Source organism: Vitreimonas flagellata, from assembly GCF_004634425.1.
In the GTDB taxonomy this organism is placed as follows: domain Bacteria; phylum Pseudomonadota; class Alphaproteobacteria; order Caulobacterales; family Aquidulcibacteraceae; genus Vitreimonas; species Vitreimonas flagellata.
In genome coordinates, this window is the sequence record NZ_SBJL01000003.1 from 16,123 (window position 1) to 39,544 (window position 23,422).

General features: G+C 62.1%; 27 protein-coding genes. 13 read left to right on the top strand and 14 right to left on the bottom strand.

The window, feature by feature from the left end; genetic code table 11:
• Window positions 1–24: 24 nt before the first annotated feature.
• Both ilvC and ilvD read right to left on the bottom strand, forming a co-directional pair.
• Window positions 25–1,032, bottom strand: a complete 1,008-nt coding sequence (gene ilvC / locus EPJ54_RS12805) for a ketol-acid reductoisomerase (RefSeq protein ID WP_135212140.1) — start codon at window positions 1,030–1,032, stop codon at window positions 25–27.
• Complete coding sequence (gene ilvD, locus EPJ54_RS12810) at window positions 1,033–2,742, bottom strand: dihydroxy-acid dehydratase (RefSeq protein WP_135212141.1); 1,710 nt, start codon at window positions 2,740–2,742, stop codon at window positions 1,033–1,035. It abuts the gene before it with no gap.
• 409 nt (window positions 2,743–3,151) lie between these two features.
• On the opposite strand from ilvD, the gene EPJ54_RS12815 reads away from it, so the two are divergent.
• The 3 genes from EPJ54_RS12815 to EPJ54_RS12825 all read left to right on the top strand — a co-directional run bounded on the left by EPJ54_RS12815 (window position 3,152) and on the right by EPJ54_RS12825 (window position 4,798).
• Window positions 3,152–3,802 carry a 2-hydroxychromene-2-carboxylate isomerase gene (locus EPJ54_RS12815; RefSeq protein WP_135212142.1) on the top strand — a complete coding sequence of 217 codons (651 nt, stop codon included), beginning with the start codon at window positions 3,152–3,154 and terminating at the stop codon, window positions 3,800–3,802.
• Complete coding sequence (locus tag EPJ54_RS12820; protein ID WP_135212143.1) at window positions 3,802–4,401, top strand: TetR/AcrR family transcriptional regulator; 600 nt, start codon at window positions 3,802–3,804, stop codon at window positions 4,399–4,401. Before EPJ54_RS12815 ends, EPJ54_RS12820 begins: the two co-directional genes overlap by 1 nt.
• 67 nt (window positions 4,402–4,468) lie before the next feature.
• Window positions 4,469–4,798, top strand: a complete 330-nt coding sequence (locus EPJ54_RS12825) for a hypothetical protein (protein WP_135212144.1) — start codon at window positions 4,469–4,471, stop codon at window positions 4,796–4,798.
• Between the two features lie 5 nt (window positions 4,799–4,803).
• On the opposite strand, the gene paaE is transcribed toward EPJ54_RS12825, so the two are convergent.
• From paaE to paaA, 5 genes are all read right to left on the bottom strand, one after another.
• A complete protein-coding gene (gene paaE, locus EPJ54_RS12830; protein WP_135212145.1) occupies window positions 4,804–5,880 on the bottom strand; it encodes a 1,2-phenylacetyl-CoA epoxidase subunit PaaE in 1,077 nt (358 codons plus the stop codon).
• 138 nt (window positions 5,881–6,018) lie between these two features.
• A complete protein-coding gene (paaD, locus tag EPJ54_RS12835; protein WP_135212146.1) occupies window positions 6,019–6,507 on the bottom strand; it encodes a 1,2-phenylacetyl-CoA epoxidase subunit PaaD in 489 nt (162 codons plus the stop codon).
• Window positions 6,501–7,262: a 1,2-phenylacetyl-CoA epoxidase subunit PaaC gene (paaC, locus tag EPJ54_RS12840; protein ID WP_135212147.1), complete on the bottom strand. Its 762-nt coding sequence runs from the start codon at window positions 7,260–7,262 to the stop codon at window positions 6,501–6,503. The genes paaD and paaC overlap by 7 nt, the downstream gene beginning before the upstream one ends.
• Window positions 7,262–7,555: a 1,2-phenylacetyl-CoA epoxidase subunit PaaB gene (gene paaB, locus EPJ54_RS12845; protein WP_135212148.1), complete on the bottom strand. Its 294-nt coding sequence runs from the start codon at window positions 7,553–7,555 to the stop codon at window positions 7,262–7,264. Before paaB ends, paaC begins: the two co-directional genes overlap by 1 nt.
• A 4-nt stretch (window positions 7,556–7,559) precedes the next feature.
• Window positions 7,560–8,555: a 1,2-phenylacetyl-CoA epoxidase subunit PaaA gene (paaA, locus tag EPJ54_RS12850; RefSeq protein WP_135212149.1), complete on the bottom strand. Its 996-nt coding sequence runs from the start codon at window positions 8,553–8,555 to the stop codon at window positions 7,560–7,562.
• A gap of 118 nt (window positions 8,556–8,673) precedes the next feature.
• Between paaA and paaG the strand changes: the two genes are divergently transcribed.
• From paaG to EPJ54_RS12865, 3 genes are all read left to right on the top strand, one after another.
• Complete coding sequence (gene paaG, locus EPJ54_RS12855) at window positions 8,674–9,462, top strand: 2-(1,2-epoxy-1,2-dihydrophenyl)acetyl-CoA isomerase PaaG (RefSeq protein ID WP_135212150.1); 789 nt, start codon at window positions 8,674–8,676, stop codon at window positions 9,460–9,462.
• Between the two features lie 2 nt (window positions 9,463–9,464).
• On the top strand, window positions 9,465–11,483 hold the full coding sequence (gene paaZ, locus EPJ54_RS12860) for a phenylacetic acid degradation bifunctional protein PaaZ (protein ID WP_135212151.1): 2,019 nt from the start codon (window positions 9,465–9,467) through the stop codon (window positions 11,481–11,483).
• Window positions 11,484–11,611: 128 nt separating this feature from the next.
• Complete coding sequence (locus EPJ54_RS12865; RefSeq protein ID WP_135212152.1) at window positions 11,612–12,235, top strand: alpha/beta fold hydrolase; 624 nt, start codon at window positions 11,612–11,614, stop codon at window positions 12,233–12,235.
• Here EPJ54_RS12865 and EPJ54_RS12870 read toward each other — a convergent pair.
• The 3 genes from EPJ54_RS12870 to EPJ54_RS12880 are packed head-to-tail and all read right to left on the bottom strand — an operon-like array spanning window position 12,232 to window position 16,706.
• The gene (locus EPJ54_RS12870) at window positions 12,232–13,392 is read right to left on the bottom strand and encodes an amino acid aminotransferase (protein WP_135212153.1); all 1,161 of its coding nucleotides are present in this window, start codon (window positions 13,390–13,392) and stop codon (window positions 12,232–12,234) included. The two genes, EPJ54_RS12865 and EPJ54_RS12870, sit on opposite strands and share 4 nt — an antisense overlap.
• A gap of 3 nt (window positions 13,393–13,395) precedes the next feature.
• Window positions 13,396–14,628, bottom strand: coding sequence for a dihydrolipoamide acetyltransferase family protein (locus EPJ54_RS12875; RefSeq protein ID WP_135212154.1), 1,233 nt, complete (start codon window positions 14,626–14,628; stop codon window positions 13,396–13,398).
• Entirely contained in the window at window positions 14,628–16,706 is a 2,079-nt protein-coding gene (locus EPJ54_RS12880) for an alpha-ketoacid dehydrogenase subunit alpha/beta (RefSeq protein ID WP_135212155.1), read from the bottom strand. Before EPJ54_RS12880 ends, EPJ54_RS12875 begins: the two co-directional genes overlap by 1 nt.
• A gap of 74 nt (window positions 16,707–16,780) precedes the next feature.
• Between EPJ54_RS12880 and EPJ54_RS12885 the strand changes: the two genes are divergently transcribed.
• Window positions 16,781–17,284, top strand: coding sequence for an Lrp/AsnC family transcriptional regulator (locus EPJ54_RS12885; RefSeq protein WP_135212156.1), 504 nt, complete (start codon window positions 16,781–16,783; stop codon window positions 17,282–17,284).
• Here EPJ54_RS12885 and EPJ54_RS12890 read toward each other — a convergent pair.
• From EPJ54_RS12890 to EPJ54_RS12900, 3 genes are all read right to left on the bottom strand, one after another.
• Window positions 17,281–17,772 (bottom strand): copper chaperone PCu(A)C, encoded by a 492-nt coding sequence (locus EPJ54_RS12890; protein WP_167755716.1) that lies wholly within the window; start codon window positions 17,770–17,772, stop codon window positions 17,281–17,283. The two genes, EPJ54_RS12885 and EPJ54_RS12890, sit on opposite strands and share 4 nt — an antisense overlap.
• Window positions 17,773–17,880: 108 nt before the next feature.
• Complete coding sequence (locus EPJ54_RS12895) at window positions 17,881–18,048, bottom strand: entericidin A/B family lipoprotein (RefSeq protein WP_135212158.1); 168 nt, start codon at window positions 18,046–18,048, stop codon at window positions 17,881–17,883.
• Between the two features lie 58 nt (window positions 18,049–18,106).
• Window positions 18,107–18,901, bottom strand: coding sequence for a response regulator (locus EPJ54_RS12900; RefSeq protein ID WP_135212159.1), 795 nt, complete (start codon window positions 18,899–18,901; stop codon window positions 18,107–18,109).
• Between the two features lie 207 nt (window positions 18,902–19,108).
• Here EPJ54_RS12900 and EPJ54_RS12905 point away from each other — a divergent pair, with 207 nt between their 5' ends.
• From EPJ54_RS12905 to EPJ54_RS12915, 3 genes are all read left to right on the top strand, one after another.
• Complete coding sequence (locus tag EPJ54_RS12905) at window positions 19,109–19,333, top strand: NepR family anti-sigma factor (protein ID WP_167755717.1); 225 nt, start codon at window positions 19,109–19,111, stop codon at window positions 19,331–19,333.
• Window positions 19,330–19,878, top strand: a complete 549-nt coding sequence (locus EPJ54_RS12910) for a sigma-70 family RNA polymerase sigma factor (RefSeq protein ID WP_135212161.1) — start codon at window positions 19,330–19,332, stop codon at window positions 19,876–19,878. The genes EPJ54_RS12905 and EPJ54_RS12910 overlap by 4 nt, the downstream gene beginning before the upstream one ends.
• 68 nt (window positions 19,879–19,946) lie before the next feature.
• Entirely contained in the window at window positions 19,947–21,581 is a 1,635-nt protein-coding gene (locus EPJ54_RS12915; protein ID WP_167755718.1) for a sensor histidine kinase, read from the top strand.
• A gap of 69 nt (window positions 21,582–21,650) precedes the next feature.
• On the opposite strand, the gene EPJ54_RS12920 is transcribed toward EPJ54_RS12915, so the two are convergent.
• Window positions 21,651–21,983, bottom strand: coding sequence for a glycine zipper domain-containing protein (locus tag EPJ54_RS12920; protein WP_135212163.1), 333 nt, complete (start codon window positions 21,981–21,983; stop codon window positions 21,651–21,653).
• A gap of 154 nt (window positions 21,984–22,137) precedes the next feature.
• Here EPJ54_RS12920 and EPJ54_RS12925 point away from each other — a divergent pair, with 154 nt between their 5' ends.
• The 3 genes from EPJ54_RS12925 to EPJ54_RS12935 are packed head-to-tail and all read left to right on the top strand — an operon-like array spanning window position 22,138 to window position 23,407.
• Window positions 22,138–22,311, top strand: a complete 174-nt coding sequence (locus EPJ54_RS12925) for a DUF1328 domain-containing protein (RefSeq protein ID WP_135212164.1) — start codon at window positions 22,138–22,140, stop codon at window positions 22,309–22,311.
• A gap of 1 nt (window position 22,312) precedes the next feature.
• A complete protein-coding gene (locus EPJ54_RS12930; protein WP_135212165.1) occupies window positions 22,313–22,759 on the top strand; it encodes a hypothetical protein in 447 nt (148 codons plus the stop codon).
• Between the two features lie 15 nt (window positions 22,760–22,774).
• Window positions 22,775–23,407 (top strand): superoxide dismutase, encoded by a 633-nt coding sequence (locus EPJ54_RS12935; protein WP_135212166.1) that lies wholly within the window; start codon window positions 22,775–22,777, stop codon window positions 23,405–23,407.
• Window positions 23,408–23,422 lie beyond the last annotated feature (15 nt).

Genomic DNA, 23,422 nt, shown 5'->3' on the forward strand with positions numbered 1-23,422 from the left:
TTGCTCGTGGTGGTCATGTCATGCTCACGAATTCGTCGGTGATTTCAGCCACGCCATGCGTGACCGCAACGCAGCGCCGGTCTTTTCGATCGGGTCGTCGCGGTCTTCGTTGAGCAGCGCGTTGTAGCGCGGCTTGCCGGCTTGGTTCTCAAGGATCCATTCGCGCGCGAACGAGCCGGACTGGATATCCTTCAGCACATCGCGCATGCGCGCTTTGGTTTCTTCCGTGACGACGCGCGGGCCGGAAACGACGGCCCCGTACTTCGCGGTCTCGGAGATGAAGTCGTGCATCTTGCTGATGCCGCCTTCGTAGAAGAGGTCCACGATCAGCTTAAGTTCGTGCAGGCACTCGAAATAGGCGACTTCCGGCTGGTAGCCGGCGTCCACCAGCGTTTGATAGCCGGCCTTCACCAATTCCTTCGCGCCGCCACAGAGCACGGCTTGTTCGCCGAACAGATCGGTTTCGGTTTCTTCGCGGAACGTGGTTTCGATCAGGCCGCCCGTCGCGCCGCCGATGCCTTTCGCATAAGCCATTGCACGATCGCGCGCTTTGCCCGTCGCGTCTTGATAGACGGCAAACAGCGCAGGCACGCCGCGGCCGCGTGCATATTCACGACGCACCAGATCGCCGGGGCCCTTCGGCGCAACCAACACCACGTCCAAATCCTTGCGCGGCGTCACGCGGCCATACACGATTGAGAAGCCGTGCGCGAAGAGGATCGTCGCGCCTTCCTTGGCGTTCGGCTCGATCTCATTCTTCCAGACTTGGTCTTGAACCATGTCCGGCGTCAGGATCGCGATCAGGTCAGCACCTTTCACAGCATCGACAACTTCCGCCGTCGCGATCTTGTCTTCGGTCGCGTGTGACCAGCCCTTGCCGCCCTTGCGCACGCCGGCGACGACGTCGAAACCGTCGTCGCGCAGGTTTTGCGCGTGCGCGCGGCCTTGGCTGCCATAGCCGATAATCGCAATGCGTTTGCCGCGAAGCGCCTCCGCGTTCACATCATTGGTGGTATAGACAGTCGCTGACATTTACTTGGCCTCACGAACTTGGGCTGGCGGTGGATTGGGAATAGTCACCGCGCCTTGCGACGCGGATGAAACGAGAGCGGCGTATTTGGCGAACACGCCATGCGACGCCGGACGCGCCGGTGGTTCGAACTTGCGGCCCGAGAGATCGGTTTTCACGTCGATCGTGCGGCCCGGCACGTCGATGCGGATCGTGTCGCCCTCGCGCACCAGCGCGACTGGCCCGCCAACGGCAGCCTCTGGCGAAACGTGACCTGCAACGAAGCCGTATGAGGCTCCGGAGAAGCGGCCATCCGTGATCAGAGCAACATCTTTGTAACCACGGCCCTTCAGCGCCGCGGTCACTTGCAGCATTTCGCGCATGCCCGGCCCGCCCTTGGGGCCTTCGTAGCGAATGATCAGGACGTCGCCTTCGTTGATCTTGCCGTTCTGGACGGCGTCGAACGCGGCTTCTTCGCTGTCGAACACGCGGGCAGGGCCTTCGAAGCTCTCGATCTCGTGGCCGGCCAATTTGATCACCGCACCCTCGGGCGCGAGATTGCCGTAAAGCACCGCATATGAGCCGCGCGCCATCGCCGGGCGCGTGAAGTCGGTGATGACTTCCTGGCCCTTCGGTTCAACCGCTTCGTTCGCTTCTTCAAACAGCGCACGGCCCGAGACCGTCGGCGCGTCCACGATCTTGCCAGCTTCCGCCAAACGCTTCGTCACCAAGCGCGTGCCGCCGGCGAAGAACAAATGCGACGCGAGGAAACGCCCGCCCGGCTTCAGATCACAGATCACCGGCGTACGTGCGCAAGCGGCGTGGCAATCCTCGATGCCGAAATCCACGCCGGCTTCCGCCGCGATCGCCGTCAAATGCATCACCGCATTGGTCGAACCACCGCTGGCCGAGACGGCGACTGCCGCATTGATTAACGACTCGCGCGTAATGAATTGGCGCGCGTTCAAGCCTTTGATCGTCAGCTCGACCGCCAAACGCCCGCAGCGTTCAGCTTCGTCTTTCTTGCTCGGATGCACCGCCGGCACGTCATTCGCGCCCATCGGCGAGATGCCCATCACCGAAAGCGCCATCGCCATCGTGTTCGCGGTGAATTGGCCGCCACACGCGCCGGCGCCTGGGCAAGCCGCGCTCTCAACCGCTTTCAAGCCTTCATCGTCAAGCGTGCCGGCGCCATGCGCGCCGATCGCTTCGAACACTTCTTGAATCGAAATTTCTTTGCCGGCGACGACACCCGGCATGATCGTGCCGCCGTAGAGCACGAGCCCAGGGATATCCATACGCGCCAGCGCCATCGCCGCCGCAGGAATGGTCTTATCACACCCAACGATGCAGACGACGCCATCGAGCTGGTGGCCTTCCACCGCTAGCTCAATCGAATCCGCCACGATCTCGCGCGAGATCAAAGACGCCTTCATGCCCGGCGTCCCCATCGAGATGCCGTCCGTCACCATGATCGTGTTGAAATCGATTGGCGCGCCGCCAGCCTCGCGCACGCCATTGCGCACGTGATCGGCCACGCCCTGCAAATGCATGTTGCACGGCGTCACCGACGACCACGTGTTCACGATGGCGATCATCGGCTTTTTGAAATCGGCGTCGCCCATGCCGGCCGCGCGCAGATAGGATCGCGCGGCCGCGCGATTGCCGCCTTGGGTCACGACCGCGCTGCGGCGGTTGGCTGAGCCTGGAGAGGGGGGAGATGTGTCGGTCATCTGGTCCGTTTAGACCCAGGCGCGCCGGCAACAAAAAACCCGCTTCCATCCGGAGCGGGTGTTGCTGGAAGGCCTGAGGGGGTTCTTTCAGGTCAAGTTCAGCAACATCGCTCCGGCCCGTACGACAAGTACGACGCTAAGCAGAATAAGCGAGCTGAGGGCTACGATTGCGTGCTGGTCCATGACGGCTGTCGCCGACTTGGAACGCCCCTGATTGGGATCTGCCGCTCGCAATTTTTTGCTCCTCAGGAGCTTGTTTACCTCAAAGGTAGGGCGCGGACAAGGCGTCTGGTGCTCGTTTGAGGCATATACGTGCTTTCGTCGCATGACGTAAGGTAATATAGGCGCGGGCCGTGGACGAACGCCTAAGGTTGCGCGAGTTTGAGCCAAAATCAGGGGAGGCAGCGCTTTGACGCTCGCGTTTGACTATTATTTCTCGTTCCGCAGCCCGTATTCCTACCTGGCCGCGCCGCAAGTCGAGGAAATTGCACGCAAATATGACGTGGCGCCGCGTATGCGCATCGTTCTGCCGATCGCGGTGCGCATTCCAGGCTTCTTCAAACAAGTGAACCCGCTCTGGCCGCCTTATCTGCTGCGCGACACGTTCCGCATCTCTCAGATGCACAACATCCCGTACCGCTGGCCGCGCCCAGACCCGATCGTCATGGACATGGGCACGCGCGAGGTCGCGCCCGATCAGCCCTACATTTATCGCGTCAGTCGCCTCGGCGCGTACGCTCAGCGCAAAGGCGCGGGGCTCGCCTTCGCGCGCGCTGCGTCGCACGCGATCTGGTCCGGCGAGATCGACAATTGGCACGAGGGCGATCACCTCGCCAACGCGCTTAGCAAAGCTGGCCTCGATCCCGCCGATTCCGAACGCGCGCTCGTCGAAGAAATGGATTCACTCGATGCCGAGATCGCGCAGAACGAAGCCGATCAGCGCAGCGCCGGCCATTGGGGCGTGCCGCTCTTCGTGTTCAACGACGAACCCTTCTTCGGCCAAGACCGCCTCGATCATCTGATCTGGCGCATGCAGCAAAACGGACTGACTGAACGCTAATGGCTCGCACGCAAGCCCCCGAATATGACGAACGCAAACTCGCGATCGTGGAGACGGCCGCCGCACTCTTCGCGCGCGATGGCTTCAACGGCGCCTCCGTCGCCGACATCGCCAAGCGCGGCAAAATCTCAAAGTCGCTGATCTATCACTACTACACCTCGAAAGAAGACATCCTCTACGACGTGATGATCAGCCACGTGCGCGAGCTCGAAGCCGCCGCCGAGGAAATCGCCAGCGACGAAACCTCGGCGGAGACCAAGCTCCGCGATCTCACGCATCGCTTCATGGCGCTCTATGTCGGCGCCGCCGATCGTCACAAAGTGCTGCTCAACGATTTGGACAATGTGCCTAAATCGAAGCGCGCCGAGATCGTCTCAGTGCAACGCGGCCTAATCGAAACCGTGCGCCAAATGCTGTTGGAGATCGAACCCGCGCTTTCAAAAAAACCGGGCGCAGCCTTCGCCGCCGCCATGCTCTATTTCGGCGCCATCAATTGGACCCACACCTGGTTCAACCCCGAAGGTGCGGTCACCGCGGACACGATGGCGGAAATGGCGGTGGATTTAACTTTGGGCGGTTTGGCGAAGGCTGCGGGTTAGCGCGTTGCTCCCCGATCACCTTCGATCGTTGCCTTTTCTTGTCCATACCAACCGAGAGCTCGGTTTGATGCTGAACGGACAGAAGCCGCTCGCCAAGTTTGTCGGTGGCGAGGGACGCTTCCCCGAACTGGTGCTTTGTTACATCAGGATGTTCGATCGGCACGTCGCCGCTGGTCGGTTTGTGCGTCGCGATGAAATCATCCAAAGCCCGCGCGGGCCTATCCATTACATCTACTTTGCGTTGCCCGACGAAGGATGGCGCATCCAAGCCATGATCGATCTCATGGCTCGTCCTGGTCCTTGGGCGCGCGAAAAGGAGGGGGAGGAGGGCTCGGTGCTGGGCTACACCGACGAGCAGAATGATCTTTGGCTCAGTCTGCGCTATCCGATCGGCTAGGCGCGCTAAACGTCGTACGTCAGCACGACACCTTCGCTCACCGGCGTTGCTTGGCACGTCAGCACGTAGCCGTCGGCGATCTCTTGCTCTGAGAGCCCGTAATTCACTTTCATACTGACTTCGCCAGCCGTCACTTTCGCGCGGCACGTGGCGCAGACGCCGCCTTTGCAAGCAAACGGCGCCGGCAAACCAGCGGCGCGCACATTGTCCAGAATCGAATGCTGCGCCGGATCGAAGCTCACGTTCACGCGCCGGCCATTGAGCGTCACGCTCATTTTCAGGCCCGCCGCCTGCTGCTCCAGCGCCCGCGCCGCCGCCGCTTGCGCCTCCGACATCGGCCCGGTGGTGAAGCGCTCGATCAGAATGCGCGTCTTCTCGATCTTCTGCGCGACCAAAGCCTCTTCAACCGCGTCCATCATGGGCCCAGGCCCGCAGATGAAAAACGCATCCACATGCGCGGGCTTCACTAAAGTCGCCAGCAGCTCATCGACCTTGGCGCGATCGAGCCGGCCGTTGAACAAGTCGATCTCTTCTTCCTCGTCTTCGAGGAAATGAAACACCGAAAGCCGGTCGAGATAGCGATCCTTCAGGTCGGCAATCTCCTCCAGAAACATCACGCCGATCGAATTGCGATTGCCGTAGAAGAGGGTGAAGCGCGAATGCGGCTCCGTCGCCAAAGCTGTCTTCATCAGCGACAGAACCGGCGTAATCCCCGAGCCGCCGGCAAAGCCCACATATTCACGCCGCGCGTCCGCATCGAAGCTCCAGCAGAACGAGCCATGCGGCGCCATCACGTCGAGCTCGTCGCCGGCCTTCAGCTCGTCATTCACCCAAGACGAAAACACGCCGCCCGCGATCTTCTTCACGCCGATCTTCAGCACCCCTTCTAAGGGCGAAACGCAGACGGAATAATTCCGCCGCACCTCTTCGCCGCCAATCTCGCGCCGAAACGTCAGATGCTGCCCCGCGCGAAACGCAAACGTCTCACGCAGCGCATCGCTTAGCTCAAACCGAACCGAAACCGCATCCGGCGTCTCGCGCTTCACCTCAGCAACGCGCAAGCGATGAAATTCGTGACTCATAACCTTATCCTCCCCCGTTCACGGGGGAGGTGGCGAGCAAAGCGAGCCGGAGGGGGTAAGTCCGGCAGCCGCGCGCACTGGCCCCCTCAGTCAGCTTCGCTGACAGCTCCCCCGTAAACGGGGGAGCATGGAAAACACTCAGTGACATTTGAATCGATCAAACGGCTCCGCGCACGCCTTGCAGCGCCAAAGCGCTTTGCACGGCGTTGAGCCAAATCGCGAAACTTCTTCCGTCTGCATCGAACCGCAGCGCGGACATTCCGCCGCCTGCGCATTTTTCAATGCGGATGCGCCAGCGCCCTTCGGCGGCGGCGCAATGCCATAAGCGCGCAATTTGTCACGGCCCACATCGGAAATCCAATCGGTGGACCACGGCGGCGAAAGCGTCGTCTCGATCGCCACATCGCCAAATCCCTGCGCATCGAGCGCCGCGCGAATGCTCTGCTCAATCGCATGCGTCGCCGGGCAGCCGGTATAAGTCGGCGTAATCACCACGCGATCCGCGCGTACATCCCGCACGATTCCAAGCTCAACAATTGAGATAGCCGGAATTTCCGGGTCCGGCACATCTGCCAGAACCGCGCGGATGCGATCGGTATGGGTGATGGCGCGCACGGCGCTCACCACGTCGCCCCTGGATAAGCGCGTTGCAGAAACTGCATCTCGCTCAGCAAATGCCCCAGATGCTCCGAATGCCGCCCGACGCGCCCGCCAAGCACGGGCCGCCGCGCCGCCGGCCGCGCTAAAGTTGCGTCAGCCAGAATTGCATCAACGCGCGTATCCCAATCCGCGCGCAGCGCCGCCTTATCTACGCCAGCGCCAGCCGCGATCGCGGCCGCATCGACGTCGTCCATCACGAACAGCTCGTCCGCGAAGCGCCACATCCAATCGAGGCCGGTGGTCATGCGCGCCTTGCTCTCGTCCGTGCCGTCGCCTAGACGCACGACCCAATCGCTCGCCAAAGTTGCGTGATACTTCACTTCCTTCAGCGCCTTCGCCGCGATGGCGGCAAAGCGCTCGTCCTCTACTTGCGCCATCTGCTCGAACAGCAGCGCCTGATAGTGCGAAAACAGAAATTGCCGCGCGATCGTCTGCGCGAAATCGCCATTCGGCTGTTCGACCAGCAGGCAATTGGAAAAATCCATCACGTCGCGATGAAAGGCGAGCTTATCCGCTTCGCGCCCAGCGCCCTCGATGGCGCCGGCAAGGCCCAAGAAATGCGTTGCCTGCCCAATCAAATCGAGCGCCACGTTCGAGAGCGAGAGATCAACTTCAAGCGCCGGCGCATGGCCGCACCATTCGCCCAAGCGTTGGCCGAGGATCAATGAATCATCGCCAAGCCGCGCCGCATAGGCCGCGAGAGGAGGGAGCGCGTTCTCCATCAGATGTGCGTGATGCCGTCAGGGATTTTATAGAAGGTCGGGTGGCGATAGACTTTGTCTTCCGCCGGCGCGAACAAAGCCGCCGCATCGCCCGGATCGGAAGCGACGATCTGCGCCGACGGCAACACCCACAAGCTCACGCCCTCCATGCGCCGCGTGTACGTATCACGCGCATGCTCAAGCGCCATCTTGCCGTCCGCCGCGTGTACGCTGCCGACATGGCGATGGCTCAAGCCACCCTTGCCGCGCACGAACACTTCCCACAGCGGCCATTCCTTGCTCGGATCGCTCATCGTCTCACTCCGCCGCAATTTTCGCGATCGCACGCTTTTCCGCATGCGCGCGCGCCGCTTCGCGCACCCAGGCGCCATCTTCCCAAGCTTTCACGCGCGCTTGATTTCGTTCTTTGGCAACTGGGCCTTCACCGCGCACGACGGCGTAGAATTCTTCCCAGTCGACGTCGCCGAAATCATAGGCGCCGCGCGCTTCGTTCCATTTGAGCGCCGGATCAGGTACGCGCAGACCGATCGCTTCGGCCTGCGGCACAGTGATGTCCACGAACTTCTGGCGAAGCTCATCATTCGTATCGCGCTTGATGCGCCAGCGCATGCTTTGCTCGGTGTTCGGACTCTTATCGTCCGGCGGGCCGAACATCATCAGCGACGGCCACCACCAACGATTCAGCGCATCTTGCGCCATCCGCTTTTGCTCGGGCGTGCCAGCCGCCAGCTGCATCATGCACTCATAGCCTTGGCGCTGGTGGAAGCTCTCTTCTTTGCAGATACGCACCATCGCGCGCGCGTACGGGCCGTACGATGTCCGCTGCAACGGCACTTGGTTCATGATCGCCGCGCCATCGACCAGCCAACCAATCGCGCCAATGTCGGCCCAGGTCAGTGTCGGATAATTGAAGATGGTGGAGTACTTGGCTTTGCCGCTGAGCAGCGCTTCCGTCATCTCGTCGCGCGAGACGCCCAAAGTCTCCGCAGCGCAATAGAGATAGAGCCCGTGGCCGGCTTCATCCTGCACCTTCGCGAGCAGAATCGCCTTGCGGCGCAAATTCGGTGCGCGCGTGATCCAATTGCCTTCGGGCAGCATGCCGACAATCTCGGAATGCGCGTGCTGCGAAATCTGACGGATCAGCGTCTTGCGATACGCCTCCGGCATCCAATCCTTGGGCTCGATGAATTCATCGGCGGCCACGCGCGCTTCGAACGCCGCGAGCTTGGTTGGCTCTTCCGTAACAGCGGTTTCGGGCTTGCTTTTCTTGCCGCTCAGATCGGTCGTGTACATCGGCCAGTCTCCAATCCGAGCACTCTAGCAATAACTGACCAATCGGTCAATCAATCTTGACCGCCCAAAACTTCTGTTTTACGCCAGGGGGAACGACGAGCTTTGGAGGAAGCGCGCGATGCCCTACGAGACAATTCTTCTCGACATTTCCGACAACATCGCGCGGCTCACGCTCAACCGCCCGGATCGGCTCAATTCTTTCACCGTGCAGATGCACGACGAAGTGCGGCACGCCTTCAACGAGATCACGAAAGCGCACGCGCGTGTCGTTGTGCTGACGGGCGCTGGGCGCGGTTTCTGCGCGGGGCAGGATCTATCCGATCGCGCGGTGGCGCCGACGGAAGACGGCGTCGATCTCGGTGAGTCGCTCGAGGTGCGGTACAATCCGCTGGTCAAACGCATCGCCCATCTCGAAGTGCCTGTGATCTGCGCCGTGAACGGCGTCGCCGCGGGTGCGGGCGCCAATATCGCGCTCGCTTGCGATATCGTGCTCGCTGCGCGCAGCGCCAAGTTCATTCAGAGCTTCGCCAATATCGGATTGATCCCGGATTCCGGCGGCACGTGGACGCTGCCGCGCACGGTCGGTCTCACGCGCGCACTTGGCATGGCGTTGACCGGCGAGCCGGTGACAGCCGAACGCGCCGAAAACTGGGGCATGATCTGGAAATGCGTCGACGACGATAAACTCGCCGACGAAACCAATGCACTCGCCACGAAATTCGCCTCGGCGCCAACCAAGGGCCTCGCCTGCACCAAGAAATTGATCCGCGAAAGTGCGTTGCACGCCTTCGATCAACAATTGCTGATCGAGCGCGACACGCAACGCCGCCTCGGCCACACGCACGATTATCGAGAAGGCGTCGCGGCGTTCTTAGAGAAGCGCCAGCCCAACTTCACCGGACACTGAATATGAAGCCGATTACGCTGCAGAATTACGCCGAAGGCAATTGGGTCGCCGGCTCGGGCGGTCTTGCTGAATTGCGTTCCGCCATCGACGGCGAGATCGTCGCGCTCACCTCCTCGCAAGGGCTCGATTTCGGCGCCATGGCGCGGTTTGCGCGTGAGCAGGGTGGGCCTGCGCTGCGCGCGCTCACCTTCCATCAACGCGCCGGCATGTTGAAAGCGCTCGCCGAAGCGCTTACGGCGCGCATGGATGAACTTTACGCACTCAGCGCCAATACCGGCGCGACCAAAGCCGATAGCTGGATCGACATCGAAGGCGGCATCGGCACGTTCTCGGTTTATCAAGGCAAAGGCCGCCGCGAATTGCCGAACGATCGCATCTTGATCGACGGCGCCGTCGAAGCGCTCTCGCGCAATGGCACGTTCCAAGGTTTGCACGTCTATACGTCGCTGCAAGGCGTCGCCGTGCACATCAACGCCTTCAACTTCCCCGTCTGGGGCATGCTCGAAAAGCTCGCGCCCACCTTCCTGGCTGGCATGCCTGCGATCGTGAAGCCCGCCAGCGCGACCGCGTATCTCACCGAAGCCGCCGTGCGCATCATGCTCGACGCGAATGTGCTGCCGAAGGGCGCGCTGCAATTGGTCGTCGGCTCCGCTGGCGATCTGCTCGATCATCTGAGCGTGGGCGACGTCGTCTCGTTCACCGGCTCGGCGCACACTGCATCCAAACTTAAAACCCATCCAGCGATCGCCAATGAAGGCGTGCGTTTCGTCGCCGAACAAGACTCGCTGAACGCCTCGCTCCTTGGTCCCGACGCGACGCCCGAAAGCCCCGAGTTCGATCTCTTCATTAAAGAGGTCGCTAAGGAGATGACGACGAAGGCGGGCCAGAAGTGCACCGCCATCCGCCGCGCGATGGTCCCGGCCGCGTTGCTGGATGTGGCGCAAGCGGCGCTGATCGAACGGCTCAGCAAAGTATCGCCTGCCGATCCGCGCGAAGACACCACAAAGCTCGGCGCGCTCGTCAGCGTCGCCCAACGCGACGACGTGCGCGCGAAGATCAAGGAATTGAGCGGGGACGCGGCCGTCGTCTTCGGCGATCCGAACACCGCGCCCGTCCACGCGAAGGGCGCCTTCATGTCGCCCGTGTTGCTGCGTTGTGAAAATCCGTGGGCCGCGCGCGCCGTACATGATGTTGAAGCATTCGGTCCAGTGTGCACGCTGATGCCGTACAAGGACGCCGCCGACGCCATCGCCCTCGCCAATCGCGGCAAAGGCTCGCTCGTCGCCAGCGTCTTCACCTACGACACCGCGTTCGCGCGCGAAATCGTGCTCGGCAGCGGCGCTTTCCACGGTCGTCTCGCCTTCATCGATCGCGATAGCGCCAAGGAAAGCACCGGCCACGGCTCGCCGATGCCGCATCTTATCCACGGCGGTCCCGGTCGCGCCGGCGGTGGCGAAGAGATGGGCGGCATTCGCGGCGTCACGCATTACATGCAGCGTACCGCGCTCCAGAGCCATCCGCGCACGCTTTCCGCGATCGTCAGTCGCTACATCGCCGGCATGCCGACGCAGGAGGCGCAGCAACACCCGTTCCGCCGCAAATTCCACGATCTGCCGCTTGGCTATCAGCTCAAAACCAAAGCGCGTGAGATCACGCTCGACGACATCGAGCACTTCGCCACCTTCACCGGCGATAATTTCTACGCGCACATGGATGAAGCAGCCGCACGCGCCAATCCGCTCTTTGGCGGCCGCGTCGCGCACGGCTATCTCATTCTGTCGTTCGCCGCAGGTCTTTTCGTCGATCCCAATCCGGGTCCGGTGCTCGCGAATTACGGCCTCGATACGCTGCGCTTCGTAAAGCCCGTGAAGCCCGGCGATTCCATCCAAGTCGCGCTCACGGTGAAAGACAAAACGCTGCGTAAGCCGGATCAAGGCGAAGTGCGCTGGGACGTCGTCGTCACCAATCGCGCAGGCGAAGTCGTCGCCGCGTACGATCTGCTGACGATGAACGCGGCCTGATGCTGCTCGAAGCGGATCGCGGCGGGCAGGGCGATGACGTGCTCGTGCTGCTCAACGGCATGGGCACGACACGCGAAGTGTGGCGCCCGTTTATTGACGTGCTCGAACGCGAATAGTCTGGCCGCTGGATCGCGCCGGATCTGCGTGGTCACGGTCGCTCGCCGCGCAGTGAATCGTATGCGCTGGAGGCGCATGCCGAAGATGTAGCGCAAACCGTGGTGCATCACGCACCGGACGCGCGCGCAGTTTCGGTGCTTGGCCATTCGATGGGCGGTGTGATCGCGTTAGCGCTGGCGTCGGGCTGCTATGGCTTTACGCCAAAAGCGGCATTAGGGCTCGGCATCAAGATCGTCTGGACTGACGCCGAAACCGAAGGCCTCGCTGTGCGCGCACGAGCGCCCGCGAAGACATTTGCGACCTCCGCCGAAGCGGCTGCCTTCTATCTCAAAGTCGCAGGCCTACGTGGTCTCGTTAGCGAGAACAGCGCCATCGCGCGCGCCGGCCTCGCCGCCGATGGCCTCCAACTCGCGGCCGATCCAGCGACGGGGCTTATAGGCCCGCCGCCGATGGACGATCTCATCGCTGCGGCGCGCTGCCCGGTGCATCTCGCCGCTGGTGAGAGCGACCCCATGTGCGCGCTCGCCGATATTCGGCTGCACGATCCGCACGCTGTCACCATCGCGGGCGCCGCCCACAACGCCATGATCGAAGCGCCAGAACGTGTGTGGGACTGGGCGAAGAATCGTGTTTAGGCGACCGCCTTCAACGCTTCCACAAAGCGAGGAATGTCCGCTTCGCGCAACCCAGCCACGTTAATGCGCGCCGTATCCGTCATGTAGATTGCGTGCTGCTCTCTTAGCACCACGACCTGCGCTTCGCTCAGCGGCAGTGTGGAGAACATGCCTTTCTGCGCCGCGATCAGATGCATCGGCAGCGAGTTTACCCGCGCCGCCGCGAGCGCCGTGCGCGTACGCTTGATATGTGCGCGAATGTCGTCGAGCTCATCGCGCCAGGACTGACGCAACACCGCATCCCCAAGCACTTCGCGCACGATCGCCGCGCCATGATCCGGCGGCATCGAATAATTCGCGCGCGCAATCGCCGCGAGATTGCTCATCACAACCGCGCGCGCTTTTTCAGCCGTCTTCACGTAGAGCGCGCCGACGCGTTCGCGATAAATGCCAAACGTCTTGGCCTCAGACACCGCGATCACGGCCTCCGGCACGCGCGCCAGGAAGGCGCGCAGGCCCACGACGTCCTCGTCAATGCCGTCGCCGAACCCCTGATAGGCGAGATCGAGGAACGGCGTGATTCCGTGCGCGTTCAACGCATCGGCCAGGTTCGCCCATTGCTCCAGCGAGAAATCCGCACCGAGCGGGTTGTGGCACACCGCCTGTAGGATCACGGCATCACCGCGCTCCAGCTGCGCAAACGCACCGAGCAATGCGTCCATATCGATGCGTTGTTCACCGATGTTGAAGAAAGGGGCATCGATCGGCGCCATGCCCGCAGCGCGCACGATCGACGGATGGTTCGGCCAACATGGCGCGGGCAACACCACACGCTTGGCGCCGCTTTCGCGCAGCAGATCGCAGCCCAAACGCAGCGCGCCCGTGCCGCCCACGGCCTGGATCGAGACCATGTCCGCGCCAGCGTCACCAAACACAAGTTCGCCGACGAGGCGCAGAAATTCCACGTCGCCCTGTTGGCCGACATAAGTCTTGGTCTTTTGGTTTGTGAGTAGGCGCGTTTCGGCGTCCTTGACCGCGCGCATCACCGGCGTGTTGCCGGTGGCGTCCTTATAGACGCCGACGCCGAGATCGATCTTCTCGCGCCGCAAGTCTTCGCGAAACATCTTGATGATCTTCAAAAGAGAGTCAGGCGCCTTCGGCGCGAGCGTTTCGAGCATGGACTAATCTTCCACTTGGTCTTGTTGGGGCCAGGTTTCGAGGATTTCAACAAAGCGCGTCAGCCAGGAATTGGTTTGATGCCCGTCGAGCACACGGTGATCGATGGTGAGCGATACGTACGCCATCGGCTTAATCAGCATCGCGTCGGCGCCATTCACGGTGCGTACGACAACGCGCTTCTCCAATTTGCCGACGCCCAGGATTGCCGATTGCGGTTGGTTGATGATGATCGGTGTCGCGACGAGCGAGCCCGAGACGCCATGATTGGAAATCGTGAACGTGCCGCCTTGCACGTCCGCCGGCTTCAGCGCGTTCTTGCGCGCGCGCTCGGTGAGGTCGGTCAGCGCCGCCGCCGTTTCTTTCAGGGTCAGCGCCTGCGCCCGGCGCACGACCGGAACTATCAAACCCTTGTCGCCCAACGCCACGCCCATGCCGATGTTCGCATCCTCGAAGACTTCGAGGAAATCGTCGTGCCAGCGCGCGTTCACCGCGGGCGCCACTTTCATCGCCTCAGCCGCCGCGCGCACGATGTAGGCCGAGAACGTAAGCTGCGCGCCGCTCTTGGCGTATGCGTCCTTGTGCTTGGCGCGATGCGCCATGATCGCTGAGAAATCGGCCTCGAACACGGCCGTGACATGCGGCGCGACCGCCACCGAGCGTGACATATGCTCCGCAATCGCGCGCCGCATCGCGTCATGGGGAATGCGGCCCCCCACGATGGCCGACGCTGGCGCCGGTTTCGCGCTAGCCTTCGCGGAGCCGCGCGCGATGTGGTGCTCAACATCCAGGTGCGTCACCCGACCATTGCGGCCTGTGCCCGTGATTGCATCAACATCGAGCCGATGCTCGGACACCAATCGCTTCACCAAAGGCGACAGGCGCATCTCGCGCCCATCAGCGGACCGCCGGCTTCCAGCCGGCATCTTTGTTTCATCGGATTGAGCATTGGCAGGCTGAACGTTGCCGGCTGGAAGCTGACGTTCCGATGCTTCAACACCGAGCGTCAGCACGCCAAGCACTGCACCGGGCGCAGCTTCGTCGCCTTCGCCTAATGCAATCGCCGCCAACACGCCATCCGCCGGCGCCGGCACCTCAACCGCGACCTTATCGGTCTCCAGCTCAACAATCGGCTCGTCTTGCTTTACCGCGTCGCCGATTTGCTTCAGCCACGCGCGTACGACCGATTTCGAGCCTTCCTGCTCCAGCGGCATGACGATGTTCATTGGGTCCGCCATCAGAAGCCCACCAGCTCTTCGATCTTCGCCGCGATCTTCTCGACCGACGGCAAAGCCCATTCCATCAGTTCGGGATGGTGCGGGGAGGGAATGTCCGGCATCGTCAAACGTGCGACGGGTGCATCGAGATCGAGGAACGCGTGATCTGCGACCACCGCCGCGATCTCCGCGCCGAAGCCGCCCGTGCCAATGTCCTCATGCACGATCAAGCAACGATGCGTGCGCTTCACAGACGCGAGCACAGCTTCGCTATCCCACGGCGCCAATGTTCGCAGATCAAGAATATCCGCTTGCACGCTAGCTTTTTCCGCCGCTGCTTCGCACCGCTCCACCATCGCGCCCCACGCGACGAGCGTGATCGCATCGCCTTCGCGGACGCGCTTGGCGACGCCGAACGGCAACGCGAAATCATCGCCCGGATAGGGCCGGCGCGCGCTCGCGGCATCGAGCATGTTGCGATGCTCTAGGAACATCACCGGATCGTTGCCGCGCAGCGCCGTGCGCAGCAGGCCAACGGCGTCTTCCGCATTTGACGGGCACGCAACCCGCCAGCCCGGCGAATGCACGAACTGCACTTCGTTGGTTTGGCTGTGCCAAGGATCGCCGCACTTGAAGAAGCCAACAGGCATGCGCACCACCATTGGCGCGGCGAAGCGGTTGGCCGTGCGCCAGCGCATCGTGCCGCAATCATTGATCTGCTCGCACGCGGGGTCCGCGTATTTGCGGAACTGAATTTCCGGCACCGGCATCAGGCCGGCGATCGCCATGCCGACGGCGCGGCCGATAATGCCTTCTTCCGAAAGCGACGTATCAAACACCCGACCATCGCCATACTTATCTTGCAGTCCGAGCGTCACGCCGTGCACGCCGCCCTTGGGGCCGACATCTTCGCCGAAAACCAGCACGCGCGGGTTCACCGCAAGCTCATGATCCAAGGTACGTCGGATAGCGGTGATCATATTGATGCGCGCGCCTTCAGGCTTTGGCGTATTGCTCGCGCGTGGTGCTTCATAGCCGCTATTCCAGAGCCCGCCTTCGTCCTGCAGCGCGCCGTCTTCGCTGAACACGAAGCGCGTCACTTGCGAGGCTTCGCTCACGGGTCGTTGGTCCGCGATCTGCGCCGCACGCGCGACCCGTTCCTGCGCGCCCGCTTCAAACGCCGCCCAATCGGCCTCGCTCACAAGCGAGGGCACCACATGCGCCTTCAGCTTCGGCAATGGATCGCGCGCCCATTCGGATTCGACCACATCTTTGCTTTTGTAGGCTTGCGTGTCTTGAAACGAATGCCCCTGCAGGCGCGGCACATTGAGATGCAGCAGCACCGGCCCTCGGCCCGCGCGCGTATGCGAAACCGCTTCCCGGATCAGATACGCCGCTTCTTCCGGATCCGTGCCGTCGCCGTCATAAATCTTGAGCCCATTAAAGCTCGCGAGATTCTGCGCGATGTTGCAGCCCGGTGTTTGCAGCCAGCTTGGCGTCGAGATGCCATAGCCATTGTCCTCGACATAGAAGAGCATTGGCAGCTTCAGCGTCGTCGCCATCGTCAGCGCAGACCAGAAGCCGTTGGTCGCGACCGACGCATCACCGCCCAGCACAACGCCGATCGCGCCGTCATAGGAACGATCGCCGAGTACGCTCTTGTGATACTCGATCGCCTGCGCATAGCCGGCTGTTGGCGTGTATTGCGCGCCGACGCCGCCGCACATTGGCAACGCTGATGCGCCGTGCGCGTTCGGATAGTTGAACACTACGCCGATATCGCGGCCATCCGAGTAGCCGCCCGCGCGGCCCATCGCGGAGCCCAGCGCGTCTTCGAGTGCGACGCCAAGCGAGAGCAGGATGGGGCGCGAGCGATAATAGCCGCAGATCGCGTCTTTCGGATGCGTGAGGTGCAGGCCCAGCAGCACTTGCGCCATGTCGTGGCCGCGCGCGCTGAATTGGTAGAAAATCTTCTTGCCGGGAACGAGCGTCGTTTCCTCGATCGCGTCCATCGCGCGTGAAATTTGGACGAGTTCGACGACGCGCTTCCAATCGGTGGCGGGCGCCGTCTGGGGCGAAGATTTCAGTTTTGCACTCATGGAATGCGAGAATACTGGCGTTCGGGCGCATATTCTGCGACATTCGGCGCACGTATTCGCCCCATGGCGCACAAATGATGCAAATATTGGCCGATCAACGCATGAAACATGAAGCCATCGACCTCGACGACTCCGACCGCCGCCTGCTGCGGGCGATGCAGCGCGACGCTTCGCTCTCGCAGGCCGAGCTCGCCGAGGCCGCCGGCGTTTCGCCCAGCCTGGTTTCCCGCCGGCTAAGTCGGCTCAAGGAAGCTGGTGTGCTACGGGCCGTGGTGGGGCTGATCGATCCGGTCAGCGCTGGGCTCACGTGCTCGGCGATCATTCGCATTCGTTTGCGCGATCACTCCGCCGCCAACGTGAAGATGTTTCACGATCTGATCAAGCGCATGAACGAGGTCACGCTCTGCGTAGCGCTAACGGGGGAGGCGGACTATCTTGTGAAGGTGATCGCACGCGACCTGCCGCATTTTCAGGAGATCATCCAAGGCAAGTTTCTGCGCTGCGCCGCGATTGCGCACCTCGAAAGCTCTATCGTGTTGGAACACCTCAAGGATACGACGGTGCTGCCGATCGATTAATGATCGCCGCCATGCATGGCCCCGGCGCGCACCTGCAAATTCGCATCGATCACGCCGGCGTTCGCAAACGTGAGCTGCACCGGGATTTCTTCGCCGACCGTGAAGGGCTGCGTCACGCCGAAGAACATCAGATGCTGGCCGCCCGGCTGCAGCAAAGCTTCGCCACCAGCGGGAATAGTTAACGTCGTGACCGGCCGCATCCGCATCACGTTATTCGCGTCCATCGTCATTTCGTGGATTTCTGAGCGCGATGCGCGCGGACTCGACACCGCGACCAACTGATCGTCGGCGCCCGTCGTGTTGCGGATGGTGAGATAGCCGGCGGACACATCAACGCCGCCTGGTGTTTGCCCGGCCCATGGCTCAACAATTTCGATCGCGATGGTTGGCGCTTGTGTCTCTGCGACGGGTGGCGTTTCCGGCGCGCTCTGCTGCTGGCCGCAAGCGGCGAGGAGAGCGATAGCGCAGACGCTGAGAAGCTTTTTCATGAGCGCGAGATTGCGCGGAAATTCTGAAAAGTCACGGCCCGTATTGCCGCAGCACCCAGGCGCGCGCCCCATGCGCGTTTTGCGCACAGGGCCGCGAAAGGTCGCCTTTTACGGAGTGTTCGGGTTGCCGTCGTTGGTTTCTTGCGCGGTTTCTTCGATCGCATCGCCGGCAGTTTGGATGTCGCGGCCCGCGCCTTCGACGGTGTTGCAGGCGGCCAGCGAACCAGCGGCCATCAGAGCGGCGAGAGCAATAAGCGGGGCTTTAATATTTGACATAGGTCTCTCCTTTGCGCCGCGCCGCCCAAAGCGGCGCGCGCAAAGGGAACGCGCACCCTCAGTTCAGGTTTCCGGTGCTCTCGAAAAAGAGAGCTTGGCTGACCGCCGCGCGCACCATGTCCGGCGAGTACGGCTTGGTGATCAAGAACGTCGGCTCCGGGCGCTCGCCGGTGAGCAGGCGATCGGGGAATGCGGTGATGAAAATCACCGGCACTTCGAACGACGCAAGAATATCCTTCACCGCGTCGATGCCCGACGAACCATCGGCCAATTGAATGTCGGCCAGCACCAGATCCGGACGTTCGCGCTTCGCGGTGGCGACAGCGCCTGACGCCGTCGATTCAACGCCGCACACATTGTGGCCTGCCGCCGTCACGAGGTCGCTCAAGTCCATCGCGATCACGGCTTCATCTTCGATGATCAGAATCCGCGCCTTGGTTTGGCGATCGAGAGCGTCATACGCATCGTCCAACAAAGCAGCGACTTCATCGGACGACCGACCAAGAATTTCACTCGTCTCTTGCGGTGTGAAATTTTCCAGTGTCGTCAACAGCAGCGCTTGGCGACTGAGCGGCGCCAAGGCCTTCAAACGCTCTTGCGCCTTGCGTGCGCCAAACGACATCTCTTCTGACCCGCCATTGAGCTCCACGTTCGCGCTTTCCCATATGCGATGGAAAACCTTGTAGAGGCCGGCGCGCGGCTCCAAATGGCGCGGGAATTCCTCGGGCCGCGCGACAATTGCTTCCAAAGAAGCCGCCACGAACGCGTCTCCGCTGTCCTGCGCACCCGTCAGCGCACGAGCATAGCGGCGCAGAAGCGGCAGGTGAGGCGCGATTTCTCGGGCTAGCGACATATATGACCCCTTGTTTTGATTGGAGAAATTGCGCTCTGCAGGCTCTGTACGCATGGACTTCTCCCATCCCGTTGAGATGGTGAAAACGTCGGGGCTGAAAAAAAGTTCCGCGCGCCCGGAACTCATTTTTACATGTGGCGTTGTTCGCCACAGTCAGCCCCAAATAGGGGTGGCGTTGAATTGGTTCTGCGGGGGCTTGGTCACAAGATGGCGCGGAAAGAAGACGAAATGGACGCACAGGTGAACAACAAACCTCACGCGCCCGGTACGCCTGATCAGGGTAAATCACCCTCCAAATCATCGGCGGCCACCAAGGCGCTCATCACTCGAAATCTGAAGCTGGCTTATGGCGAAGTCGCGGCTGAGCCGACGCCGCAACGCTTTCTCGATCTCCTGAACGCCATCGACAGTGGCGAGGAGAAGAAATCGTGAGTGCGGCGCCGCAAGCTTTCAAAGCGGAGCTCATCGAGCTTCTGCCCAGCCTGCGCGCGTTTGCGCGTTCGCTGACGCATAACCCCGCCCAAGCCGACGATCTCGTGCAAGACACGCTGGTCAAGGCGCTGGCGAATGTTGAACGCTTCGAGCCAGGCACAAACCTGCGCGCTTGGCTCTTCACCATTCTGCGCAACCATTATTATTCGCAGCTACGCAAGCTGAAGCGCGAAGTCGAAGATGCTGACGGCAAGTTCGCCGGCCGTATCGCGGTTCGTCCCGAACAGGATGGCTCGGTCGATCTCGAAGACTTCAAGGTCGCGTTCGCGCAATTGGCGCCTGATCACCGCGAAGTGTTGACGCTCGTCGGCGCCTCGGGCTGCTCTTACGAAGAGGCCGCGCAAATCTGCGGCTGCGCCGTGGGCACGATCAAGAGCCGCGTGAACCGCGCGCGCAAAAAGCTCGCCGACATGCTTGGCCTGGACGACGAGGGCCAACCGATCCCTAGTGAAGGACGGTTGATTCAGGATACAGCGCGCGTGTGAAAACGCCCGAAGAACGACGATTTAGCTTCTGGCCCCGCGCATTGTCTCTCAAGTCAATGCGCGGGCGCATGGCGTTGCTGCTTGGCCTCGCCATGCTGCCGGCTGGCGCGATCGCCATGCAGGTCGGTCTGAACGCCGTTAACGCGCGCGAAGCGGCATACGAAGAAACGCTTGGGCGGCGCGCGCTGCAATCGATCAACGTTGAACGCGGCGCAATAGACGAGGTGCGCGAGCTGTTGCGCGTGCTCGCCACCACGCCGTCGCTGCAAGAAATAGAGACCGGCGATTGCCGGCGTTGGCTTGGCGATGTGGCGGATCGGTACCCTTACGTCGCCTCAATCGTAATGTCTGACAATGAACGGCGCGTCCTGTGCAGCGTGCCAGCCGTGCAAGTCGGCTACCAATCGCCGGAAACACCGCTGCGCCAGCGCGCTCAGGTGCGCGACGCGTTCACGATTGGCTATATTCAGAGCGGCCCACTTAGCGGCGGCGGGCCGATCCTTGCGGCGTTCGAGCCCGTGCGCGACGGCCAAACACGTATCGGCTTCATCGGCGCCTCGATCCGCGTCGAACAATTGCGCACGCTGCTGGATCGCAGCCGGCAGCTGGACAGCGCCCGCTCCGCGATTGTCGATGGCGACGGCAGGGTGATCGCGCAATCGTCGCCGCGCGAGACGGAAGCCGTCGGTTTCCCAACCACTGAGCAAATCCGCAATCTGCTCGGACCCGATCCCGTGTTTGTCGAGGTGGAGAATGGCTCCGCCGTCATCGTGCCGCTGCATGCGCCGGATTTGTACGCGGTGATGTCATGGGCGCCAGAGCGGCCGACTTGGCAGCGTTGGCTGGCGCTCGCACTCACTCTGATCGCGCCGATCGTGATCTGGGCGCTGGCGGTCGCGGCCGGTTGGTTCGCGATCGAAGTGTTCGTGGCGCGGCCGTTGTCCACGCTTGAAACCGCCGCCCGTGGCTTTGCGCGTGGCGAGGATGTGGTCGATTCGCCCGCATTGCGCAGCGCCCCGGAGGAGATTCGCTCTCTGCGGCGCACGCTCGCGGCGATGGCCAAAACCTTGCGCGGCCGTGAACAGAGGCTCGTGGAAGCGCTCGCTGAAGAGCGCGCGCTGCTGCGCGAAGTGCATCATCGCGTGAAGAACAACCTGCAAATGGTCGCGAGCTTGCTCAATATCCAAGCGCGCAGCGCTCGCGACGACAGCGAAGCATGGGGTTTGGCGCGCGCGCATGACCGTGTTCAGCTGCTCGCGTTGGTGCACCAGAAGATCTATTCCTCCGGCGAAGTGCGTGAGCTCCGCTTGGACGAACTCGCGGCGGAAATTGCGCGCCAGCTGCTGCAATCGCGCGGCAATGCGGCCAAGGACATTAATCTGGTCATGCATCTCGATGAAGCACGCGCTGACGTTGATCGCGCCGTGCCGCTCACCTTCCTGATCGGGGAGGGTGTTTCGATGGCGCTCGACGCCTTGGCTGACGCCGGACCAGTGGAGCTGCGCCTGTTCGTGCATCAGGATGCAGACGGCGCAACGCGCTTTGCGATCGATTCCGATATCGACGCCGAACGCGCCGGCGCGCCTGGCCCGGGCGCGCGCCTGATCGATGCGTTCGCACGGCAGCTTGGCGCGATTGTCGGTCGTGACGCCGAGCGACCCTTCATGCACTGGGTCTGTGTCCCGCCAGGCCCGTCCGTCTAGGATACAACGCACAAAAACTCGGGGCCGCGTGAGCGACCCCGAGCGTGCGTCCCACAATTTCAGCGCGCGTTAGTGGCGGCGGGCTGACAGCACCAAACCAAGCAGAAGGCCGGCGCCAACAGCAATGCCTACAGAGGCGCCCGGATGCTCGCGCACCTTGTCGCCGACGTAAGCTGCGCTTTCGCTGGCGCGGGCCTTCAAAGAACCGCGCATCTTCTGCAAGCGCGCGCCGGTGTGCTTGACCTCGTCGCGCGCCGCTTTGCTGGCGGCGTCAGCCAGGCGACCCACGTCCTTACGCAGTTCCGAGAAATCTTCCATTACGTCGTTCGCGCGGGCGCGGACGGCGTCGCGCGCGGCGCCATTGCGCTTGCTGCGAGCGACGGTCTCGAACGCTTGTGCCATGTTCGTCTCCTTCGTGTTGCATGAGCGCGGCCTATGCTGCCGCAGCTGTGTTTAAACACGTGTTGCAGTGCGAAGTTCCCGACGCAAATGCGTGGAACACGCGGCAAATGGCGCACGTTCCTGTCAGAGCCTCATGCATCGACGGAGAGACAACATGCTGAGTTGGGCGCTGATCTTTTTCATTCTCGCTTTGGTCGCCGGCTACCTCGGCTTCGCCGGTCTCGCCGGTATGGCCGCGAGCATCGCGCAGATCTTGTTCTGGGTTTTCCTTATTGTGCTTGTGGTTGGTTTCGTCATTCGAGCGCTGCGCGGCCAATCGGTGACGTGACATGAACCTCGTTGAATTCGTCATCGGCGCGCGGCCGCTTTGGCACATCGACGAGCCGCCGCAGAATGTGAAATGGCGCCAAGCGCGGCCGAAGCCCACAAACCCAGTAAGGGCTTGGCGCGCAGAAGGCGACACGCGCGTCGAAACCGAAGGCGGTGTGCTTGTGGCGCGTGGTGGTGCGGACTACATCGTCCAATACGAGGATGGCGCGCGTGCCGTGGTGCGCGACGATATCTTCCAGCGCACCTACACATCCATAGGCGGCGGCGTGTTCAAGAAGCGCACGGACATCGTGCTCAATTACTTCGTGTTGGATCGCGACGCTGTCGTTGAAACACTCGAAGGCGAGCAACACGCCAAGCGCGGCGATTGGGTGATGGAGGGCGTGGCCGGCGAATTATGGCCGGTGCCGCGCGCTAAAGCGCGGGAGAAGTACGAACGCATTTGAAGGAGTGCATGGCCGATGTTTAACCTCCCCCCGTTGCCGTATGAACCAACGGCGCTCGAACCCCATATGTCGAAAGAGACGCTCGCGTTTCACCACGGCAAACACCACGCCGCTTACATCAAGAACATGAACGCAGCGCTCGCCGAGCGCGCCGATGCGCCGAAGACGGTGGAAGGTGTGGTTCAACTCGCCGTGCGCGAGGGTAACAAGAAGCTCTTCAACAACGCCGCGCAAACCTGGAATCATGGCTTCTTCTGGCAAAGCATGACGCCCACGCCGCAGGGCGATCCACAAGGCGATCTGAAGCTTGCGATCGAGAAAGCGTTCGGCTCGCTCACCGCTTTCCGTGAGCAATTCGTCGCCCAAGGCGTCGGCCACTTCGCGTCGGGCTGGGTCTGGCTTGTCAGCGACAAATCGGGCGCGGTGAAGCTCGTCGACCTGCACGACGCTGATACGCCGATCACCGAAATCGGCACAACGCCGCTTCTCGTCTGCGACGTGTGGGAGCACGCCTATTACATCGATTATCGCAACGAGCGCCCGAAATTCGTGACGGCCTTCATCGAGAAGCTCGCCAATTGGCGCTTCGCCGAAGCGCAATACGACGCCGCGCGCAAAGGCGAAGACGGTTGGCAATTTCCGACCTAGGGAACCGGCGCCCAG

What these genes read in the sequence shown, in the direction of transcription:
- ilvC (WP_135212140.1), bottom strand. Translation starts at nt 1,032, where the DNA reads ATGTCAGCGACTGTCTATACCACCAATGATGTGAACGCGGAGGCGCTT.
- ilvD (WP_135212141.1), bottom strand. Translation starts at nt 2,742, where the DNA reads ATGACCGACACATCTCCCCCCTCTCCAGGCTCAGCCAACCGCCGCAGC.
- EPJ54_RS12820 (WP_135212143.1), top strand. Translation starts at nt 3,802, where the DNA reads ATGGCTCGCACGCAAGCCCCCGAATATGACGAACGCAAACTCGCGATC.
- EPJ54_RS12825 (WP_135212144.1), top strand. Translation starts at nt 4,469, where the DNA reads ATGCTGAACGGACAGAAGCCGCTCGCCAAGTTTGTCGGTGGCGAGGGA.
- paaE (WP_135212145.1), bottom strand. Translation starts at nt 5,880, where the DNA reads ATGAGTCACGAATTTCATCGCTTGCGCGTTGCTGAGGTGAAGCGCGAG.
- paaC (WP_135212147.1), bottom strand. Translation starts at nt 7,262, where the DNA reads ATGGAGAACGCGCTCCCTCCTCTCGCGGCCTATGCGGCGCGGCTTGGC.
- paaB (WP_135212148.1), bottom strand. Translation starts at nt 7,555, where the DNA reads ATGAGCGATCCGAGCAAGGAATGGCCGCTGTGGGAAGTGTTCGTGCGC.
- paaA (WP_135212149.1), bottom strand. Translation starts at nt 8,555, where the DNA reads ATGTACACGACCGATCTGAGCGGCAAGAAAAGCAAGCCCGAAACCGCT.
- paaG (WP_135212150.1), top strand. Translation starts at nt 8,674, where the DNA reads ATGCCCTACGAGACAATTCTTCTCGACATTTCCGACAACATCGCGCGG.
- paaZ (WP_135212151.1), top strand. Translation starts at nt 9,465, where the DNA reads ATGAAGCCGATTACGCTGCAGAATTACGCCGAAGGCAATTGGGTCGCC.
- EPJ54_RS12870 (WP_135212153.1), bottom strand. Translation starts at nt 13,392, where the DNA reads ATGCTCGAAACGCTCGCGCCGAAGGCGCCTGACTCTCTTTTGAAGATC.
- EPJ54_RS12875 (WP_135212154.1), bottom strand. Translation starts at nt 14,628, where the DNA reads ATGGCGGACCCAATGAACATCGTCATGCCGCTGGAGCAGGAAGGCTCG.
- EPJ54_RS12880 (WP_135212155.1), bottom strand. Translation starts at nt 16,706, where the DNA reads ATGAGTGCAAAACTGAAATCTTCGCCCCAGACGGCGCCCGCCACCGAT.
- EPJ54_RS12885 (WP_135212156.1), top strand. Translation starts at nt 16,781, where the DNA reads ATGATGCAAATATTGGCCGATCAACGCATGAAACATGAAGCCATCGAC.
- EPJ54_RS12890 (WP_167755716.1), bottom strand. Translation starts at nt 17,772, where the DNA reads ATGAAAAAGCTTCTCAGCGTCTGCGCTATCGCTCTCCTCGCCGCTTGC.
- EPJ54_RS12895 (WP_135212158.1), bottom strand. Translation starts at nt 18,048, where the DNA reads ATGTCAAATATTAAAGCCCCGCTTATTGCTCTCGCCGCTCTGATGGCC.
- EPJ54_RS12900 (WP_135212159.1), bottom strand. Translation starts at nt 18,901, where the DNA reads ATGTCGCTAGCCCGAGAAATCGCGCCTCACCTGCCGCTTCTGCGCCGC.
- EPJ54_RS12905 (WP_167755717.1), top strand. Translation starts at nt 19,109, where the DNA reads ATGGCGCGGAAAGAAGACGAAATGGACGCACAGGTGAACAACAAACCT.
- EPJ54_RS12915 (WP_167755718.1), top strand. Translation starts at nt 19,947, where the DNA reads ATGGCGTTGCTGCTTGGCCTCGCCATGCTGCCGGCTGGCGCGATCGCC.
- EPJ54_RS12920 (WP_135212163.1), bottom strand. Translation starts at nt 21,983, where the DNA reads ATGGCACAAGCGTTCGAGACCGTCGCTCGCAGCAAGCGCAATGGCGCC.
- EPJ54_RS12925 (WP_135212164.1), top strand. Translation starts at nt 22,138, where the DNA reads ATGCTGAGTTGGGCGCTGATCTTTTTCATTCTCGCTTTGGTCGCCGGC.
- EPJ54_RS12930 (WP_135212165.1), top strand. Translation starts at nt 22,313, where the DNA reads ATGAACCTCGTTGAATTCGTCATCGGCGCGCGGCCGCTTTGGCACATC.
- EPJ54_RS12935 (WP_135212166.1), top strand. Translation starts at nt 22,775, where the DNA reads ATGTTTAACCTCCCCCCGTTGCCGTATGAACCAACGGCGCTCGAACCC.